The organism is Pseudomonas sp. MWU12-3088 (assembly GCF_023242405.1).
Lineage (GTDB): Bacteria > Pseudomonadota > Gammaproteobacteria > Pseudomonadales > Pseudomonadaceae > Aquipseudomonas > Aquipseudomonas kribbensis.
Window position 1 is genome coordinate 534051 of sequence record NZ_JALJEA010000001.1, and the last position, 17271, is coordinate 551321.

18 protein-coding genes are annotated in these 17271 nt (G+C 62.4%); 8 read left to right on the top strand and 10 right to left on the bottom strand.

The window, feature by feature from the left end:
- Positions 1-119 precede the first annotated feature (119 nt).
- From M5B98_RS02435 to M5B98_RS02445, 3 genes are all read left to right on the top strand, one after another.
- Positions 120-1163, top strand: coding sequence for a Rieske 2Fe-2S domain-containing protein (locus M5B98_RS02435; RefSeq protein ID WP_134826979.1), 1044 nt, complete (start codon positions 120-122; stop codon positions 1161-1163).
- 132 nt (positions 1164-1295) lie between these two features.
- A complete protein-coding gene (locus tag M5B98_RS02440) occupies positions 1296-2426 on the top strand; it encodes a helix-turn-helix transcriptional regulator (protein ID WP_248741684.1) in 1131 nt (376 codons plus the stop codon).
- Between the two features lie 129 nt (positions 2427-2555).
- Positions 2556-2723 (top strand): hypothetical protein, encoded by a 168-nt coding sequence (locus tag M5B98_RS02445; protein WP_167443775.1) that lies wholly within the window; start codon positions 2556-2558, stop codon positions 2721-2723.
- A gap of 79 nt (positions 2724-2802) precedes the next feature.
- On the opposite strand, the gene dmpG is transcribed toward M5B98_RS02445, so the two are convergent.
- Genes dmpG through M5B98_RS02465 form a run of 4 tightly spaced genes read right to left on the bottom strand, consistent with a single transcriptional unit; the run spans position 2803 to position 6408 of the window.
- Complete coding sequence (dmpG, locus tag M5B98_RS02450) at positions 2803-3837, bottom strand: 4-hydroxy-2-oxovalerate aldolase (RefSeq protein WP_248741685.1); 1035 nt, start codon at positions 3835-3837, stop codon at positions 2803-2805.
- 13 nt (positions 3838-3850) lie between these two features.
- Positions 3851-4759 carry an acetaldehyde dehydrogenase (acetylating) gene (locus tag M5B98_RS02455; protein ID WP_248741686.1) on the bottom strand — a complete coding sequence of 303 codons (909 nt, stop codon included), beginning with the start codon at positions 4757-4759 and terminating at the stop codon, positions 3851-3853.
- Positions 4760-4777: 18 nt separating this feature from the next.
- Positions 4778-5569, bottom strand: coding sequence for a fumarylacetoacetate hydrolase family protein (locus M5B98_RS02460; RefSeq protein WP_248741687.1), 792 nt, complete (start codon positions 5567-5569; stop codon positions 4778-4780).
- Positions 5566-6408 carry an alpha/beta fold hydrolase gene (locus M5B98_RS02465; protein ID WP_248741688.1) on the bottom strand — a complete coding sequence of 281 codons (843 nt, stop codon included), beginning with the start codon at positions 6406-6408 and terminating at the stop codon, positions 5566-5568. The genes M5B98_RS02460 and M5B98_RS02465 overlap by 4 nt, the downstream gene beginning before the upstream one ends.
- A gap of 162 nt (positions 6409-6570) precedes the next feature.
- On the opposite strand from M5B98_RS02465, the gene M5B98_RS02470 reads away from it, so the two are divergent.
- Both M5B98_RS02470 and M5B98_RS02475 read left to right on the top strand, forming a co-directional pair.
- A complete protein-coding gene (locus M5B98_RS02470; RefSeq protein ID WP_248741689.1) occupies positions 6571-7344 on the top strand; it encodes an SDR family oxidoreductase in 774 nt (257 codons plus the stop codon).
- Positions 7345-7367: 23 nt separating this feature from the next.
- Positions 7368-7823, top strand: a complete 456-nt coding sequence (locus M5B98_RS02475; RefSeq protein ID WP_248741690.1) for an SRPBCC family protein — start codon at positions 7368-7370, stop codon at positions 7821-7823.
- A 42-nt stretch (positions 7824-7865) separates the two neighbouring features.
- Here the strand turns inward: M5B98_RS02475 and M5B98_RS02480 are convergent, their stop codons facing one another.
- The 6 genes from M5B98_RS02480 to M5B98_RS02505 are packed head-to-tail and all read right to left on the bottom strand — an operon-like array spanning position 7866 to position 13098.
- Positions 7866-8249 (bottom strand): steroid Delta-isomerase, encoded by a 384-nt coding sequence (locus tag M5B98_RS02480; RefSeq protein ID WP_248741691.1) that lies wholly within the window; start codon positions 8247-8249, stop codon positions 7866-7868.
- The gene (locus tag M5B98_RS02485; RefSeq protein WP_248741692.1) at positions 8250-9452 is read right to left on the bottom strand and encodes an acetyl-CoA C-acyltransferase; all 1203 of its coding nucleotides are present in this window, start codon (positions 9450-9452) and stop codon (positions 8250-8252) included.
- Positions 9449-9937 carry a MaoC family dehydratase gene (locus tag M5B98_RS02490; protein WP_248741693.1) on the bottom strand — a complete coding sequence of 163 codons (489 nt, stop codon included), beginning with the start codon at positions 9935-9937 and terminating at the stop codon, positions 9449-9451. Before M5B98_RS02490 ends, M5B98_RS02485 begins: the two co-directional genes overlap by 4 nt.
- 1 nt (position 9938) lies before the next feature.
- Positions 9939-10721, bottom strand: a complete 783-nt coding sequence (locus tag M5B98_RS02495; RefSeq protein WP_248741694.1) for an SDR family oxidoreductase — start codon at positions 10719-10721, stop codon at positions 9939-9941.
- 14 nt (positions 10722-10735) lie between these two features.
- Positions 10736-11929: an acyl-CoA dehydrogenase family protein gene (locus tag M5B98_RS02500; protein ID WP_248741695.1), complete on the bottom strand. Its 1194-nt coding sequence runs from the start codon at positions 11927-11929 to the stop codon at positions 10736-10738.
- On the bottom strand, positions 11926-13098 hold the full coding sequence (locus M5B98_RS02505; RefSeq protein ID WP_248741696.1) for an acyl-CoA dehydrogenase family protein: 1173 nt from the start codon (positions 13096-13098) through the stop codon (positions 11926-11928). The genes M5B98_RS02500 and M5B98_RS02505 overlap by 4 nt, the downstream gene beginning before the upstream one ends.
- Positions 13099-13734: 636 nt before the next feature.
- Here M5B98_RS02505 and M5B98_RS02510 point away from each other — a divergent pair.
- The 3 genes from M5B98_RS02510 to M5B98_RS02520 are packed head-to-tail and all read left to right on the top strand — an operon-like array spanning position 13735 to position 17248.
- Positions 13735-15609, top strand: a complete 1875-nt coding sequence (locus tag M5B98_RS02510; RefSeq protein ID WP_248741697.1) for a 3-dehydroquinate synthase — start codon at positions 13735-13737, stop codon at positions 15607-15609.
- Positions 15606-16496, top strand: a complete 891-nt coding sequence (locus M5B98_RS02515) for a UbiA family prenyltransferase (protein ID WP_248741698.1) — start codon at positions 15606-15608, stop codon at positions 16494-16496. The genes M5B98_RS02510 and M5B98_RS02515 overlap by 4 nt, the downstream gene beginning before the upstream one ends.
- Entirely contained in the window at positions 16493-17248 is a 756-nt protein-coding gene (locus M5B98_RS02520) for an EboA domain-containing protein (protein WP_248741699.1), read from the top strand. The genes M5B98_RS02515 and M5B98_RS02520 overlap by 4 nt, the downstream gene beginning before the upstream one ends.
- Positions 17249-17271 lie beyond the last annotated feature (23 nt).

The following is a 17271-nucleotide window of genomic DNA, read 5'->3' on the forward strand; positions in this document are numbered from 1 at the left end:
TGACGTCAGTAGAGCGGGCGCCGCTCGGCCGGCCATCGTCCATTCAGACGATGCCCGCTTTCACAGGGGCGGCAGAATCTCCAGCAAGCTCAAACCCGTGAACCTGGGAGAATAACAAGATGAGTACCCTGCACCGTATCGAAGCCAAACTGCTGGAAGACCGCTACGCCCGCGGCTGGCACTGCCTGGGCCTGGCCGCCCCCTACCGCGACGGCAAGGCCCACAGACTGGACGTGTTCGGCACCCGGCTGGTGGCGTTTCAGGGCGAAGACGGCGAGCTTCACATTCTCGACGGTTATTGCCCGCACATGGGCGCCGACCTCAGCACCGGTTGCGTCGAAGGCAATTCGATTCGCTGCCCTTTCCACGCCTGGCGCTGGGGCGCCGATGGCGTTTGCGATGACATTCCTTACGCCAAGCGCATTCCGCCTCGGGCCAAGCTCAAGAGCTGGCCGCTGATGGAAGAAAACCATCTGCTGTTCGTGTGGAACGACCCCGAAGGCAACCCGCCGCTGCCCGAGCAACGCATCCCGCGCATTGATGCCTGCTTCAGCAACGAATGGGCCGAGTGGGAAGTCGCCGAATTGCAAATCGACACCAACTGCCGCGAACTGATCGACAACGTCGCCGACATGGCGCACTTCGGCACGGTGCACGGCGCCCCGGTCGAGGCCTTCAGCAATGTGTTCGAAGGCCACCTCGCCACGCAGATCATGAGCGCCCGCAGTGAGCGGCTGTCCGGCGACAGCGCGCTGAGCACCGTGGCCACCTATTACGGACCGGCCTACCAGATCACCGAAATGACCGGTGCCATGAACGGCCAGCCGATCCATTCGATCCTGCTCAACTGCCATGTGCCGATCGACCTCGACAGCTTCACCCTGCGCTACGGCGTGCTGGTTAAGAAAATCCCGGGCCTGAGCGAAGAACAGAATCAGGCGATGGCCAAGGCCTATGTGCAACAGGCCCAGGCTGCCTTTTACGAAGACGTGTCGATCTGGCACAGCAAGACCCGCGTCGACAACCCGCTGTTGTGCGATGGCGACGGCCCGGTCTATCAATTGCGCCGCTGGTACGAGCAGTTCTACACCGACGTCGCGCTGCTTTCAGCGGAGGTGAAGGAGCACAAAGAGTTCATCGTGCGGGCCCGCGAACACGCCTGATTACAGGGTTTTCGCGATCCTGCGCCTGACCGGCCGCCGCCGGTCAGGCCTGGTGCCTGGGCGTTGCAAGTGGTCGATACAGGCGCTTATTCTCGGGCACCGCAAACCACTAATAATAAGAACGGGTTCCCCATGCAGCAGAGCCTCAGCCTCGACACGTTCAGCGATCTCATCGGCAACCTGTATCAGGGGCCGCTCGAAACCATTCCCTGGGCGACCTTTCTCAACCAGCTCAACGTTCATCTTGAAAGCAAATACGTGACCTTCATCCTGCGGCCGCCCAGCACCCACGTGGACGGACTGATGGTCAACACCACCGGCACCTCCACCGAAGCGGTCGCTTCGTACAACACGCACTTCTTCACCCTCGACCCCTTCGTCGGCCTGCCGAATCGCCAGGTGGTGACCCTCGCCGAATTCGTCTCCAGTGATGACTGGCAGAAATCCGAGTTCTACAAGAACTTCCTCGAAGCGGTGGACGTGTTCCATATCCTCGGTGCCGACATCAACACCTGCGACGGCGCCCAGTGCCGGATCCGCATCAGTCGCGGCCGGGATGACAAGCCTTTCGGCGATGAAGAGAAAAACCTGCTCGCGCATTTCATTCCGCACCTCGAGCGCTCGATCAAGGTTCACATGCAACTCAACCGCATCGAGGTCGAACGCAACCTCTACGCGGGTGCGGTGAATCAGATGGCAGTCGGCACGATCATCCTTGACGAAGCCGGCAAAGTTTTACAGACCAACCAGGTCGCCGACCGGCTGATCCAGGAAAAGGACGGCATCAAACTGGTCAACGATGGCCTGCAGGTCGGTACCGACCGCGACACCCAGGAATTTCGCCGCTTGGTGAAGCAGTCGCTGCTCTCGCAGAAAAGCAGCAACCCGTCGATGGTCGAGGCGCTGCGCGTGCAACGGCCGTCCGGGCGCGCCGACCTGGGCATCATCGTGCGTTCGGTGCCGCTGTCGGAGTGGAGCGAAGGCAAACAGTGCCCGACGGTGGTGATCTTCATCAGCGACCCGGAGCAGCAGTCCAGCGCGCCCCAGGAGATCGTCCGCGCCCTGTTCGACTTCACCCCGGCCGAAACCCAACTGGCGATGTTGCTGGCCAACGGGCTGACCCTCGATGAAGCGTCTGAAGAGCTGGGCATCAGCCGCAACACCGCCCGCGCCCACCTGCGTTCGACCTTCTCCAAGACCGGCGTGACCCGCCAGACCATGCTGGTGCGCCTGATCCTGCGCAGCGTGGCGACACTGGGCTGACACGCCTCCCGCGCCATCGCCCGCCCGGGCGATGGCTTCTGTTCACAACTAGTCCATTCAGACGAAGCCGAAGATCTCCCGCCGCCTTACCTTGCCTCTACAACAATAAAAATCCGTATGAGGCCCGCCATGCGAAATTCCACCTGCGCCTTGCTGCTGATCGTCTGCGTCGGCAGTTCCGTCAGCCTGTGTCAGTTGTTCAGAAACGAAGCCTATCGACCGAGTGCCGCGCTCCTGGGTTGTTCGAGCACGGCGGTGAACTGCTACCCGCCGCTGGTACGCAATCTGCTGCCATAAATCTGCGCCCATAGACCTGTTCAAATAGAAAAGCACCGGCCTGCAAGCAGCGCCGGTGCTTTTTGTTGTCTGCCGAGGATCAGCTCGGCAGGAAGCCACGCGCCCGGGACAGGGTCAGCGCCAGGTCTTCGATCATGTCTTCCTGGCCGCCAACGGTGCCGCGCCGCCCCAGCTCCACCAGCAGTTCGCGGGCGGCCACCAGGTATTTCTTCTCGGCCCGTTTGGCGAACAGCAGGAACGAGCTGTAGACCCCGGCATAGCCCAGCGTCAGGGCATCGCGGTCGAGACGGATCGGCTGATCCATCATCGGCACGATCAGGTCTTCGGCCACGTCCATGATCCCGTACAGGTTGACGCCGCTTTCCACGCCCATCCGCTCCAGCACCGCAACGAACACTTCCAGCGGCGTGTTGCCCGCACCGGCGCCAAGCCCCGCCGCCGAGCCGTCGATACGCGCAGCGCCCGCTTCGATCGCGGCCAGGGAGTTGGCAATCGACATGCCCAGGTTGTGGTGGCCGTGAAAGCCCACTTCGGTCGCGCTGTTCAGGCCGGCGCGCAGTACGCCGATTTTCGCGCTGACTTCGTCCGGAAGCATGTAGCCCGCCGAGTCGGTGCAGTAAATGCAGTTGGCGCCGTAACTCTCCATCAGCCGCGCCTGTTCCAGCAGTTTTTCTGCGCTGACCATATGGGCCATCATCAGGAAACCGACCGTGTCGAGGCCCATTTTTGCCGACATGCCGATGTGCTGACCGGAGACGTCGGCCTCGGTGCAGTGGGTGGCGACGCGGATGGTCGACACCCCGTGTTCATGGGCCATGCGCAGATGATCGAGGGTGCCGATGCCGGGCAACAGCAACGCCGAGACTTTCGCCTGGCGCAGCCGTGGAATCACCGCCGAGAAGTATTCCTCGTCGCTGTGAGCCGGCATGCCATAGTTCAGCGAGGCACCGCCGAGGCCGTCGCCGTGGGTGATTTCGATCAGCGGCACGCCGGCGGCATCGAGGCCGGTGGCCACGGCGATCATCTGGTCCAGGCTGATCTGATGCTGTTTGGCGTGCATGCCGTCGCGCAGGCTCATGTCGTGCAGACGAACGCGTTTACCTTGCAGATTCATGGTCATTCTCCACTTAACGGGCGGGCAGTTGCAGGGCGCCCTTGTGGGCTTCTTCGGCGAACATTTCGGCGGTGCGCAGGCCGGCGGCGGTCATGATGTCGAGATTGCCGGCGGACTTGGGCAGGAAATCCCCGAGGCCTTCCACCTCGATGAAGATCGAGACCTTGCGGCCATCGAACACCGGGCCGTTGATCAGCTTGTAACCCGGCACATAGCGCTGCACTTCCTCGACCATCTGCAACACCGAGGCGCGAATCTTCTGCTGATCCGGCTCGTTGTCCGTCAGGCAATGGATGGTGTCGCGCATCATCAGCGGCGGTTCGGCCGGGTTGATGACGATGATCGCCTTGCCGCGACGGGCACCGCCGATCTTCTCCACCGCGCCGGCCGTGGTGCGGGTGAACTCGTCGATGTTCTGCCGGGTGCCCGGCCCGACCGAACCGGACGACACCGTGGCGACGATCTCGCCGTAACTGACCGATTGCACCCGCGACACCGCCGCGACCATCGGGATCGTCGCCTGGCCACCGCAGGTGACCATGTTCACGTTCATCGCCAGCGACGCCGCGTGTTCCTTGAGGTTGACCGGCGGTACGCAGAACGGGCCGATGGCCGCCGGCGTGAGGTCGATCATGATCACCCCCAGCTCGTTGAGCTTGCGGCTGTTCTGCTCGTGGACGTAGGCCGAGGTCGCGTCGAAGGCGATGCGAATGTCATCGTCGAGCACATGGGGCAGCAATCCGTCGACACCTTCGGCGGTGGTTTTCACCCCCAGTTCGCGGGCACGCTTGAGTCCCTCGGACTCGGGGTCGACGCCGACCATCCACACCGGCTCGATCCATTCCGATCGACACATTTTCATCAGCAGGTCAGTGCCAATGTTTCCCGGGCCGATAATGGCCGCTCTGAGTTTCTTGTTCATCCGGTTAAACCCCACGGGTCAGGCGCAGAAAGACACCCGGGCAGAACCCAGGCCATCGATGGTCAGAGAAAAACGGTCGCCCGCACGGGCAGGCTCAAGCGGAACCAGAGAGCCGGAGAGAATCAGCTCTCCGGCCTTGAACGGAATGCCGAAGGCACCCAGGGTGTTGGCCAGCCAGGCAACCGCCGTCAACGGGTTGCCCTGCACCGCCGAGCCCAGTCCTTCGCTCAGTGGTTCGTCGTTCTTGAATACGCGCATGTGCAGGTTCGGCAGGTCCAGCGCTCGCGGGTCGGCTTGCACATCGCCCAGCACAAACACGCCGCAGGAGGCGTTATCAGCGACGGTGTCCTGGATGCGGATGCGCCAGTCGTGGATCCGCGAGTCGACGACCTCGAAGCACGGCGTGACATATTCGGTCGCTGCCAGCACGTCGGCTTCGGTCACGCCGGGGCCGATCAGGTCGTGCTTGAGCCGGAAGGCGATCTCGCCCTCGGCACGGGGCTGGATCAGCCGGTTGGCCGACAGGGAGATCTGCGCGTCATTGCCGAACGACATCTGTCGGGTGATGAAGCCAAAATCCGGCTGATGCACGTTAAGCATTCGCTGGACCGCTGCCGACGTCACGCCGATCTTCTTGCCGACGATCCGGTCACCGGCCGCGACCCGACGTTCGATGCAAAAGAGCGAAACATGGTAGGCGTCTTCGATGCTGATCGACGGCCAGCGCTCGGTCAGCGGGGCCACGGTATTGCCCGCAAGCAGCGCCTGATACAACTCTTCGCCGAACTGGCGACGCAATTGCGCGCTCATCGCTGGCCTTCCTGAAAGAAGAACAGACACTCGCGATTGAACAGCTCGCGGTACTCGACCATCACCCAATGCCCGCATTCGCTGAGCAGCACAAACCGGATGTTCCGGCAGTGCTGCATCATCGTTTGCGCACCCGACACCGGACAGAACTTGTCGTCCATGCCCCAGAACCCAAGGATCGGGCACTGCAATTCCTTCAGGCGCTCGGTCATGTTCGGCACTTGCATGGTCGACAGCACGCAGACCGGTTGCTCGCGCACCACCGCGACCCGTTCATTGACGGTCTCGGCGCTGATCAACGACTCGTCGAACAATTGCAGGGTCAGCAAGCGGCGCATGCCGTCGGCGTCGTGCAGTTCACCTCGGGCAAACGCGGCGCCCATTTTCTGGATGCCTTCCATCCGCAGGTAATACTGTTCCTTATCCATCAACCCGCCCGGCGCCATCAGCACCAGTCGGCTGACCCGCTGCGGCTGGTCCAGAGCCAGTTTGATGGCGATGGCACCGCCCAGAGAATTGCCCACCAGGATGCAGCGCTGGACATCCAGGGCATCGAGCAGCCCGCTCAGGGCGCTGACGAAAAAGTCCAGGGTGTAGAGGGTGTCCGGTTTGTCGGACGCGCCGTAACCCGGCAGGTCCGGCACGATCACGCGATAACCGGCGGTGACGAACAGCGGGTAGTTCTGCTTGAAATTGCTGTGGCCGCTGGCACCCGGCCCGCTGCCGTGAATGAACACCACCGTCTCGGCGCTGCCGGTGCCCTCCCCGCCGATATCCAGATAATGCAGCCGCAACCCCTGCGGCAGCGTAACGAAGTGCCCTTGCGCCATTGCGCTCATAAGGTGTGCTCCCGGCTATTGTTGTGGCCGGATTATTTCCTCTGACCAGCCCCCCAACATCGTCCGACAGGACTAGCCGTCCTAGTCTTTTCGGACGTTGGCCGGCGGCCCCCGCGCCCCTAGCATCGAGGGCATTGATCTTTGACTGAACGAGGCTTTTGCATGCTGGATGCGCTGGATTTTCGCGGCAAAGTGGTGCTGGTCACCGGGGGCGGCAAAGGGGCTGGCCGGGGCATCAGTCAGCGGTTTCTCGACGGCGGTGCCGAGGTGGTGATCTGCGGGCGTGAGGCGCCGGAGTCATTGCCGGTGAGTGCAAGACGCGAGGCGGTTTTCCTGCCGTGCGATCTGCGCGATGTCGAGCAGTCCGGGCGGTTGATCGACACCATCGTCGAGCGTTTTGGCCGGCTCGACGTGCTGGTCAACAATGCCGGCGGCTCGCCCAATGCCGATGCCGCCAGCGCTTCGCCGCGTTTCAGCGAAGCGATCATTCGCCTGAACCTGCTGGCCCCGCTGAATCTCTGTCAGCAGGCCAATCGGGTGATGCAGATGCAGGACAACGGCGGTGCGATCATCAATATCTGCAGCGTCAGCGCGGTTCGCCCTTCGCCAGGCACGGCGGCTTATGGCGCGGCCAAGGCCGGATTGTTGAACCTGACCCGCTCGCTGGCCGTGGAATGGGCGCCGAAAGTGCGGGTCAACGCGGTCACCGCCGGGCTGATCCTCACCGAACAGGCTGCGCTGCATTACGGCGATCAGGCCGGTATTGCCCGCGTGGCTGCAACCATTCCGCTGCAACGTCTGGCGGCACCGGAAGACATCGGTGACACCTGCCTGTATCTCGCCTCCCCTCTGGCGCGTTATGTCAGCGGCGCGGACATCACCGTGCACGGCGGTGGCGAACGCCCGGCGTTTCTCGACGCTGCCCAATCTCATTGAGCTCAGCAAAAAGGAAATCCAGCATGCCGGCAACTGCCTGCCACAGCGTTCTGCTCGAACTGTCTCCGCCCGCCGCCTGGGCCAAACTGCGGGATCTGCGCCTGGCGCCCCACTATGTGCCGGGGCTCACCGGCTGCCAGCTGCACCCCGGGCCGGTCGAAGGGCTTGGCGCCAGTCGCCGGGTGTTTCGCAAGGGCGGCCAGTGGCTGGATGAAAGCGTGGTGCAATGGCAGGACGGGGTCGGTTTTGTCCTGGTGCTGCACAAGGCCAGCGCCGGCGCGCCCTTCCCGTTTCGCGAAGCCAGTTTCAGTTATGCCTTGCAGCGCGAGGGTGAATTCAGCCGCATGACCACCCAGATGCACTACAGCCTGCGCGGCGGCAGGCTGATGGAAAAACTGCTGGGCAAGGCGTTCGACAAGGTGGTGCGGCAGATTGCCGAGAATTTGAAGGTTTACTACGAGAGCGGCATCGCGCAATGAATCGGGTTGCAGGCTGCGATATGGCGCAGCCTGCAACCGCAATCAGGGCTGCTGGCCGATGTTGGCTTCGCTCCAATAGGCTTTCATCGAGCGGATCTTGCCGTCGTCATCGAACGCCATCACGTCGATCACATGCAGCGAGCACGGTTGCCCCGCCCACTGCATGTCGACCCGAAACGGCATCGCCCCACATCCGTTCAATGTCGCGCGAACCGGGCCAGTCAGCGTGGCCGAGACCTTGCTCGCGCCCAGGCCCTGACGGTAGAAACGCTCGATGTCTGCGAGGCCCTGAATGGGCGGCTGACCCACCGGGTCTTCGACCGTCGCACCCTCGCTGTACAGCGCAAGAATCCCGTCGATGTCACCGGCATCCACCAACTCCACATAACGGGCCATGGTGGTTTGAATCTGCTGTGCGCTGATCATTCAGACCACCTCGAACAGTGCCGCAGCGCCCATGCCGCCGCCGATGCACATGCTCACCACAACATAGCGCAAGCCACGGCGCTGGCCTTCGATCAACGCGTGGCCAACCATCCGTGCACCGGACATGCCGAACGGATGCCCCAGCGCAATCGCCCCGCCGTTGACGTTCAATCGCTCCTGAGGAATGCCCAGCGTGTCGCGGCAATACAGCACCTGACAGGCAAACGCTTCGTTCAGCTCCCACAGGCCGATGTGGTCCATGGTCAGGCCTTGGCGCTTGAGCAGTTTCGGAATCGCGTAGATCGGGCCGATGCCCATTTCGTCAGAATTGCAGCCCGCGACGGCCATCCCCCGGTAAATCCCCAAAGGCTCCAGCCCGCGCTTCTCGGCCAGTTTGGCGCTCATCAGCACCGAAGCCGACGCGCCGTCGGACAGCTGCGAAGCATTGCCGGCAGTGATGAAACGGCCCTTCTCGGTCCATTCGCCACCGGCCCAGACCGGTTCCAGTGCGGCGAGATTCTCGCGGGTGGTGTCGACGCGGTTGCACTCGTCGCGTTGCAGGCTGAGAGTTTCGAAGCGGGTTTCGCCGGTGGCCTTGTCGAAAATCGCCTTGCGGCTGGTCATCGGCGCCAGTTCCCGGTCGAACAGCCCGGCACTCTGGGCCAGGGCGGTACGCACCTGGCTGTGGTAGCTGTATTCGTCCTGCTCCTCGCGGCTGATGCCGTAGCGGGCGGCGACGATCTCGGCGGTTTCGATCATCGGAATGTAAGCGTGCGGATCGCGCTCTAGCACTGCGCCGGACTGGTTGCGATAGAGGTTCTTGTGCTTGTTCTGCACCAGCGAAATCGATTCCAGGCCGCCGGCCACGGCGATGTCGATTTCGTCGCACATGATGCTTTTGGCGGCCATGGCGATGCTCATCAGCCCCGACGAGCATTGGCGTTCGACGGACATGCCCGATACGGAAAACGGCAAGCCGGCGGCAATCGCACACTGGCGACCGAGGTTGTAGGACTGCGTGCCTTGCTGCGCCGCCGCGCCGATGATCACGTCGTCCACTTCACCGGGCTCGATGCCGGCCCGGCGCACGGCTTCGCGCACCACATGGCCACCGAGCAGCGGCGCTTCGGTGTCGTTGAACGCGCCGCGAAAGGCTTTGCCGATCGGGGTACGGGCGGTCGAAACAATGACGGCTTCTTTCATGCGGGACTCCTCGAAGGTGCTACTGAATCTTGCGGGTAGTAACGGCTGATGGTGTCGACCACGCAGCCGGGGCGTTCTTCGCCGTCGATCTCGACGCTGACGCGGATCGTCGCCTGGACGCCGCCCTTGACCTCGTCGACGGCCATCAACTGCGCACGACCGCGTACTCGGGAGCCCACCGGCACCACCGTGGGAAAACGCACGCGCTCGCAGCCATAGTTGACGCCCATGGCGATGCCGCGCACCTCGACGATCTGCGGCAGAAACAGGTTGACCAGTGACAGGCTCAGGTAACCGTGGGCAATACAGCCGCCGAAGGGACCGCTGGCGGCTTTGACCGGATCGACGTGAATCCACTGATGATCGCCAGTCGCATCCGCGAACTGATTGATCCGGTCTTGCGCCAGCAACAGCCAGTCGCTGACGCCCAGCTCTTCTCCCACCGCATCGCGCAGGGCGAAAGGCGTGTCGAAAATACGCGGCATGTCACGCCCTCTGGCTGGAGACCGACAACACTTCGCCGGTCATGTAGGAGCTGTAGTCGCTGGCCAGGAACATCATCACGTTGGCCACTTCCCAGACCTCGGCGGCGCGGCCGAAGGCTTCGTTGGCCGCCAGTTGCTCGAGCACGGCCTGCGGCGCGGATTTGCGCAGGAAATCGTGCAGCGCAATGCTCGGGCTCACCGCGTTGATGCGGATTCCGTAGTCGGCAGCTTCGACGGCTGCGCAACGAGTCAATGCCATGACCCCGGCCTTGGCCGCCGCGTAATGCGCCTGCTCTTTTTGCGCCCGCCAGCCGAGCACGGATGCGTTATTGACGATGACCCCGGCGCGGCGCTCCATCATCTTCGGCAGCATGGCCCGGGTCATGCGCATGGTGCCGGTCAGCGTCACATCGAGAACCCTGTTCCATTGCTCATCGGTCATCTCCACCAGCAACGCCGAGCCACCAAGGCCAGCGTTATTGATCAACACATCGACACCTTCGAGGTCGCGCTCGGCGCAGGCTATGAGCTGTTGCACCTGGGCTTCGTCGGCGACGTTGCAGACCTGCCCGAAAACCTGCTGCAGACCGGTGGCTTCGCGGATTTTCAGCACTGCCTCGGCCAGTCGACCTTCATGGATGTCGCTGATCATCAGGGCACGACAGCCTTCCTCGGCGGCTCGCAGCGCAGCGGAAAAACCGATACCGGCGCCGGCCGCTGCGGTGATTAGCACCGACTTGTCACGCAACAGACCGTGACCGGCGACATAGTGAGGAACAGACATGGAAAACTCCTTGATCACACAGGAAGGCGCGGCTCTTTGGGCATGCCCAAAGCGCGCTCGGCGATGATGTTGCGCTGGATCTCGTTGCTGCCGCCGTAGAGGGTGTCGGCGCGGCTGAACAGATAAAGCGATTGCAGGCGCGTGAGTTGATACGGCGCGGCCTCGAGCAGTTCGGCATCGGCGCCAAGCACATCCATCGCCAACTTGCCGAGATTGGCGTGCCAGGTGGACCAGAACAGCTTGTAGATGGTCGCCTCCTTGCGCAGCGAACCGTCCTGGGCCCCCGACAGCATGCGCAGCGAGTTGTAGCGCATGATCCGCAGGCCGCTCCAGGCCTGGGCCAGACGCTGACGCAAGGCCGGATCGCGCGCGGCACCATTGGCCCGGGCAATGCCGATGATCTCGTTCAGTTCATTGTGAAACTGCATCTGCTGGCCGAGGGTCGACACCCCGCGCTCGAAACCGAGCAGCGCCATGGCAATCTTCCAGCCTTCGCCCGGCAAGCCGACGATGTTGGCGGCGTCGGTGCGGGCGTCGTCGAAGAACACTTCGTTGAATTCCGACGTGCCGGTCAGTTGCTCGATCGGTCGCACGGTGATTTCGGCCTGCGCCATCGGCACCAGCAGGAATGACAGACCGCGATGGCCGACACTGCCGGGCTCGGTGCGGGCCAGCACAAAACACCAGTCCGACTCGTGGGCCAGCGAGGTCCAGACCTTCTGCCCATTGATGACCCAAGTGCCGTTGTCCTGATCGAGCACGGCCCGGGTCTTGACGTTGGCCAGGTCTGACCCTGCGCCCGGTTCCGAATAGCCCTGGCACCAGAACGCCGTGCCGTTGACGATGCCCGGCAAGAATCGCTGCTGCTGTTCGGCACTGCCGAAAGCGGCGATGGTCGGGCCGGCCAGGCCTTCGCCGATATGCCCCATGCGTCCGGGACCGCCGGCGCGGGCGTATTCCTCGTGGAAGATCACTTGCTGACTGATCGACAGTCCTCGGCCGCCGTGCTCCGGAGCCCAGCCCACGCAGGTCCAGCCGCCCTCGGCAAGCTTGCGCTCCCAGGCTTTGCGCTCCTCGGGGAACATGTGCTCGTCACCCGGGCCGCCGCGAAAACGCAGGGCTTCGAACTCACCGCTGAGGTTGATGCGCAACCAGTCGGCCACTTCCTGACGGAAGCGTTCATCGTGTTCGCTGAAACTGATTTTCATGGCTGCTCCCCCAGAATCGCCTCGGCGATACGCTCCAGATGCCAGGCCGGCAGACCGAGAAAACTCTCGCTGGCGCGGGCGCGTTTGAAATACAGGTGCACGTCGTATTCCCAGGTGAAGCCGACCCCGCCGTGCAACTGAATGGCTTCCGAGGCGCAGTGAAAGAACGTTTCCGAACACTGGGCCTTGGCCAGCGCGGAGGCTGTCGGCAACTCGGCGGCTACCTGCGAATCGCCTTCGGGATCGAGTACTTTCTGGGCGACGCAGGCCGCGTAATAACTGGCCGAACGGGCGCACTCCACTTGCAGCATCATGTCGGCGGCACGGTGTTTGAGGGCCTGGAAACTGGCGATCGGCCGGCCGAACTGCTGGCGTTCCTGCATGTAGGCGACGCTCAGATCCAGCACTTGTTGCGCGCCGCCGGTCTGTTCGCAAGCCAGGGCGATGCAGGCCAGTTGCAGCACGTGTTCAAGGTGCGGCCAGCCCGCGCCGAATTCGCCGAGCAGACATTGCCCGTCGAGGTACGCGCCATTGAGCCGGATGCGGGCCTGACGACGGGTCTGGTCCATGGTCGGCAGCATCTGCCGCTCGATTCCGGGGTGATCGGCGTCCACGGCGAACAGGCTGATGCCTGCCTTGCCAACGGTTCCCGGAAGCCGGGCGGCGATGATCAGCAGGTCAGCGCCATGCCCGTCGAGCACATGATTGAGCGTGCCATTGAGCACAAAACCGTCGCCCTCCTGCACCACCGTGGCCTGCACGTCTTCGGCGGCCCGGCCATTGGCGCTGCTGAATGCCAACGCGGCGGTGACGCTGCCGTCGGCAATCAACGGCAACCAGCGCTGCTTTTGTTGATCGTCAGCGGCCAGCAGCAACGCCGGAGTGGCCATGCAGGCCGTTGCAAAGAACGGAGAACACAGCAAACGCCGGCCCATCTGTTCCAGTAATATTCCCAGTTCGACAAATCCGAGTCCCAGCCCGCCATAGGCCTCGGGAATATGAATCGCCGGCCAGTACATTTCACTGCACAGACGCTGCCACAACGCCTCGTCGAAACCCCGTTCACTGACCATCGCCGCGCGCACGGCGGCTGAATCCGAGACATCCGCCAGAAAACCTTCGGCGGATTCGCGGATCATTTCCTGTTCGTCGCTGAATGCAAACTCCATCGCGGCGCCTTCTGTTCGTCTGGCGGAGCACCCGTGAAGTGGTGCCCCTTTGAGTAGCGAGTCTGGTCCGGGCGGTGCACGGCAGAATCGTCAGGCTTGCCTAGTCCGAATGGAGGTTGTCGAAAGTTTTGAACGAATCGGCTTTCATCCGGATCTTTCTTTCAAGGCTAACTTGCAAGTTCAAAGGCCAACTAACCGAGCAATTCACTCAACTATCAAGAACACTTATAGCCAGCCGCAATAACTCAAATAACAAAAAATAATGCCACTTAGCCACCATCTAAGTAGCTTGCTAATAAACTCAGTTGAAATTGTTTCTCATCTTGCGCTTTAAACAGTAATTAAATCACTTCAACAAAAGCGCTCAACTTGTTGAATAAGCTGAAAATACCTACAGGCAAGTCCCGACCCCTTGCGACACTCTCTCACCCACTAAACACCCTCTGAAAAACGCCATCTCCCAATCGACTTGCAAAACCACGACAACCGTCTAGGTTCATGAATATCTTCGCAAGCGCTATCAATCGAATAATAAAAACAGCCCTCCCGGCGGGAGCGTTCATTCTTCTGAAACAAACAAGACGCTGCTTTAGTTGCTGAACGGAACTCAGTCATCACAATCAAGAGGGATGCTTGATGAAGCACAGCCGTTGGTATCGTGCGCTCTCGAAAAATGCGTCGGCCGGACATTTCTGGCTGTCACTGTTTTGCTTTGCAGTACTGGTGATTGCCAGCTTTCTGTTGTTCGAACAGCAGATCCAGGACTTCCTCAATCATCTCGACCTGTACCTGCCGAGTTCCCCCACCCAACAACTCAACCTGGCGCTTTTACTGATCGCCCTGTTGGCGCTGGACGTTGTGTTGCCCGTGCCTTCCAGCGTGGTCGCGCTGCTGGCCGTGGCCATGCTCGGCAGTGTCGGCGGTTATCTGGTGATCTTCATTGGCCTGTGCCTGGGCGCCGGGTTGGGTTACGCACTGGGTGCCGGTTATTTCCGGATGCTGTCCAGTCGTCTCGGCCTGCATCAACGCAATCCCGGGCAAATGGCCTATCGACTGGGCACGCTGTCGTTGGTCTGCCTGCGCGGGGTGCCGGTACTGGCGGAAACCTCGGTGGTAGCGGCGGGCATGCAGCGTTATCCGCTGCGCGCATTCCTGCTGGTGACCACCCTGGCCAACGCCGGGCTGGCGCTGGCCTACAGCGCCATCGGCACATTCCTCGTCGAGGAGAACGCGTTGCTGGTGACGATTCTCGCCAGCATGGTGTTGCCGGGGCTGTTCATCGCCGGCTACAGCCTGTTCAAGGCCTTGCGCAAATACAGCGCCGGCCAAGTGCTGCACGGGCGGTTCGAGGTCAGTTACGACTATCCGGTGGTGTTCACCGATCACCTCTTCGACGCTTCCAACCCCTGCCTGCATCAACAACTCACCGCCCGGCAAAACGGCCGGGTGACGGTGATGGTGTTCGCCGATGAACAACTGCTGAAAAGCGCGCCGCACCTGCTGGCACAGATCGATGGCTACGTTGCTGCCCATGCAGCGGACCTGCATTTGCAGGCACCGCCGATTGCCGTTCCGGCAGGAGAGCTGAGCAAGGATTCACAGGTGTTGGAGCAGCTCTACGCCGACATGCTGAAACACGGGCTGGACCGGCATTGTTACGTACTGGCCCTTGGCGGTGGCGCGGTGCTGGATTCCGTGGGCTACGCCTGCGCCACCTTCCATCGCGGCATCCGCCTGATTCGTGTGCCGAGTACCGTGCTGGCGCAGAACGATGCCGGCATCGGCGTGAAAAACGGCATCAACGCCTTCGGCCAGAAAAACCTGCTCGGCGCCTTCTACCCCGCCACCGCCGTGATCAATGACTTCCAGTTGCTGACCAGCCTCACCCGCCGCGACCAGATCGCCGGGCTGGCCGAAGCGGTGAAAGTGGCGCTGATCAAGGACCGGACATTCTTCGAATGGATGGAGCAACAGGCCGACGCCCTCGCCCGCTTCGATCATCCGGCCAGTCGTTACGCGATTCGCCGCTGTGCCGAACTGCACCTGGCGCACATCACCGGCGCCGGTGATCCTTTCGAACGCGGCAATGGGCGGCCGCTGGACTACGGGCACTGGGCCGCGCACAAACTGGAAAACCTCAGCCACCATCGCCTGCGCCATGGCGAAGCCGTTGCGGTGGGCATGGCCCTCGACGGGCTCTACGCCAATGCCCTCGGGCTGTTGAGCGATATCGACTGTGAACGGGTGATGAGCCTGTTGACCCGACTCGGTTTCAACCTGTGCCCGCCGGAACTGGCCCTCAAAGATGCGCAAGGTCGCTCACCGGTGTTGCTCGGGCTGGAAGAGTTCCGCCAGCACCTCGGCGGGCAACTCTCGATCCCGATGCTCAGCGGAATCGGCCAGTCGGTGGGCCTGCATGAAATCGACGACACGCGGATGGAGCGGGCGCTGCAGAAGCTGTCCGCCCGCAACGCTCCAGCACTCGGACTTAGCGAGGGTTTCGCGAAATGAGCCAGACTCCGCAAAGCCTCAAGACCTGGCTGACCCTCGGCCGAGTCTCCAACCTGCCCACGGTGTGGACCAACACCCTGGCCGCCGCGCTGCTGGCCAGCAGCGCGGGTGCACTGGCGCCGCCCTCGTGGCTGGTGTGGATTCTGCTGCTGTTCACCCTGTCGCTGCTGTATCTGGCCGGCATGTTGCTGAACGATCTGCTGGATGCCGACTGGGATCAGCAACACCACAATCCTCGGCCCATCACGCTGGGGCTGGTCAGTCGCCAGCAAGTGCGCCTCGCCACGGTGTTGTTACTGACATTGGCGGCAGCGTCGGTGCTGGGCCTGAGTCAACTGATCGACCAGCCGCATTGGCTGCTGGCCAGTGTCACCCTGCTGGTGGGCTGCATCATTGGCTACAACGTGCTGCACAAAAAATATGCCCACAGCGTCTGGTTGATGGGCGCCTGTCGCTCGGCGCTGTACCTCACGGCAGCCGCCAGCCTGGCGGTGCCGCCGGAGCCGATCTGGCTCTGCGCGATTTTGCTGGGCGTCTACATCAGCGGGCTGACTTACCTGGCGCGCAATGAGCACAACAACCAGTTGCTCAGCCGCCTGCCCTTGCTCTTGATGTTGAGCCCGCTCGCGTTGGCGATCTACGCCGACAGCCTGTGGTTCTGGCCGGTGCTGTTGCTCTGGCTCGGCTGGCTGGGCTGGCATTACCGGCAGCATCTTGCCGACCCGCAGCAGCGCAAGGTCCGCGCCTTTATCGGTGCCGGGCTCGCGGCGCTGCCACTGTTCGATGCGCTGGTGATGGCAGTGGCCAACCAGCCGTTGGGCAGCCTGCTGTGTGTTCTGGTGTTTTTCCTGCTCCCACACTTTCAACGCTGGATCAAACCGACATGAACATGGACGTCACCGCGCCGCCGACGGCGGCCCTCGGCATGCGCCGCGATTGCCTTGCCGAACACCATCAGGTCCTCGCCCGGCAACTCGATGACAGCGAATTGAACTGGTGGCGTCAGGCACAGGAACAACTGGCCAGGCAACCGGACGCCAATACCGCATCGCTCCTGAGCGGCCAGTGCAAACGTCATCTGCGTGACCGGGCACTGCCCGACAGCCACTGGAATCTGATCCAGCTGGCGCGCGCCTTATTGCTGGCACAGGTCCTTGAACAGTCCTCCGAGGGCGGACAATTGTCCTTGCTGCGCCAGCTTTTTCTGTGGGGTGACGATCAGGAAAAGATCGCCACCCTCAAAGCCTTCGACTGGCTCGACAGCCATGGGCACTGCGTGGAACTGGCGTTGCAGGCCGGACGCACCAGCAACAGCCAGGTGTTTGCCGCCCTCGCCCTCGACACTCTCTACCCATACCGTCATTACCCGGAACGGGCCTTCCACCAACTGGTGCTGAAAGCACTGGGCATGGGGCTCGATGTGCGACGCCTGATCGGCCTGAGCCAGCGACACAGTCTCACCCTCAATCAACTGGCCTTAGACCTGCTGGAAGAGCAACTCGCGGCTGACCGGGCGGTGACCGTCGGCTTGCCCCTGGCGATTGCCTTCGACCGGCTCACCCCGGCGCAACGTCAGCGACTGGTCGAGCTGAACCAGCAGCAACGTTTGCCGCCGGAATGGCGCGCCCACCTGAACTGATACCCAACGTCTCCTTTCCCTTG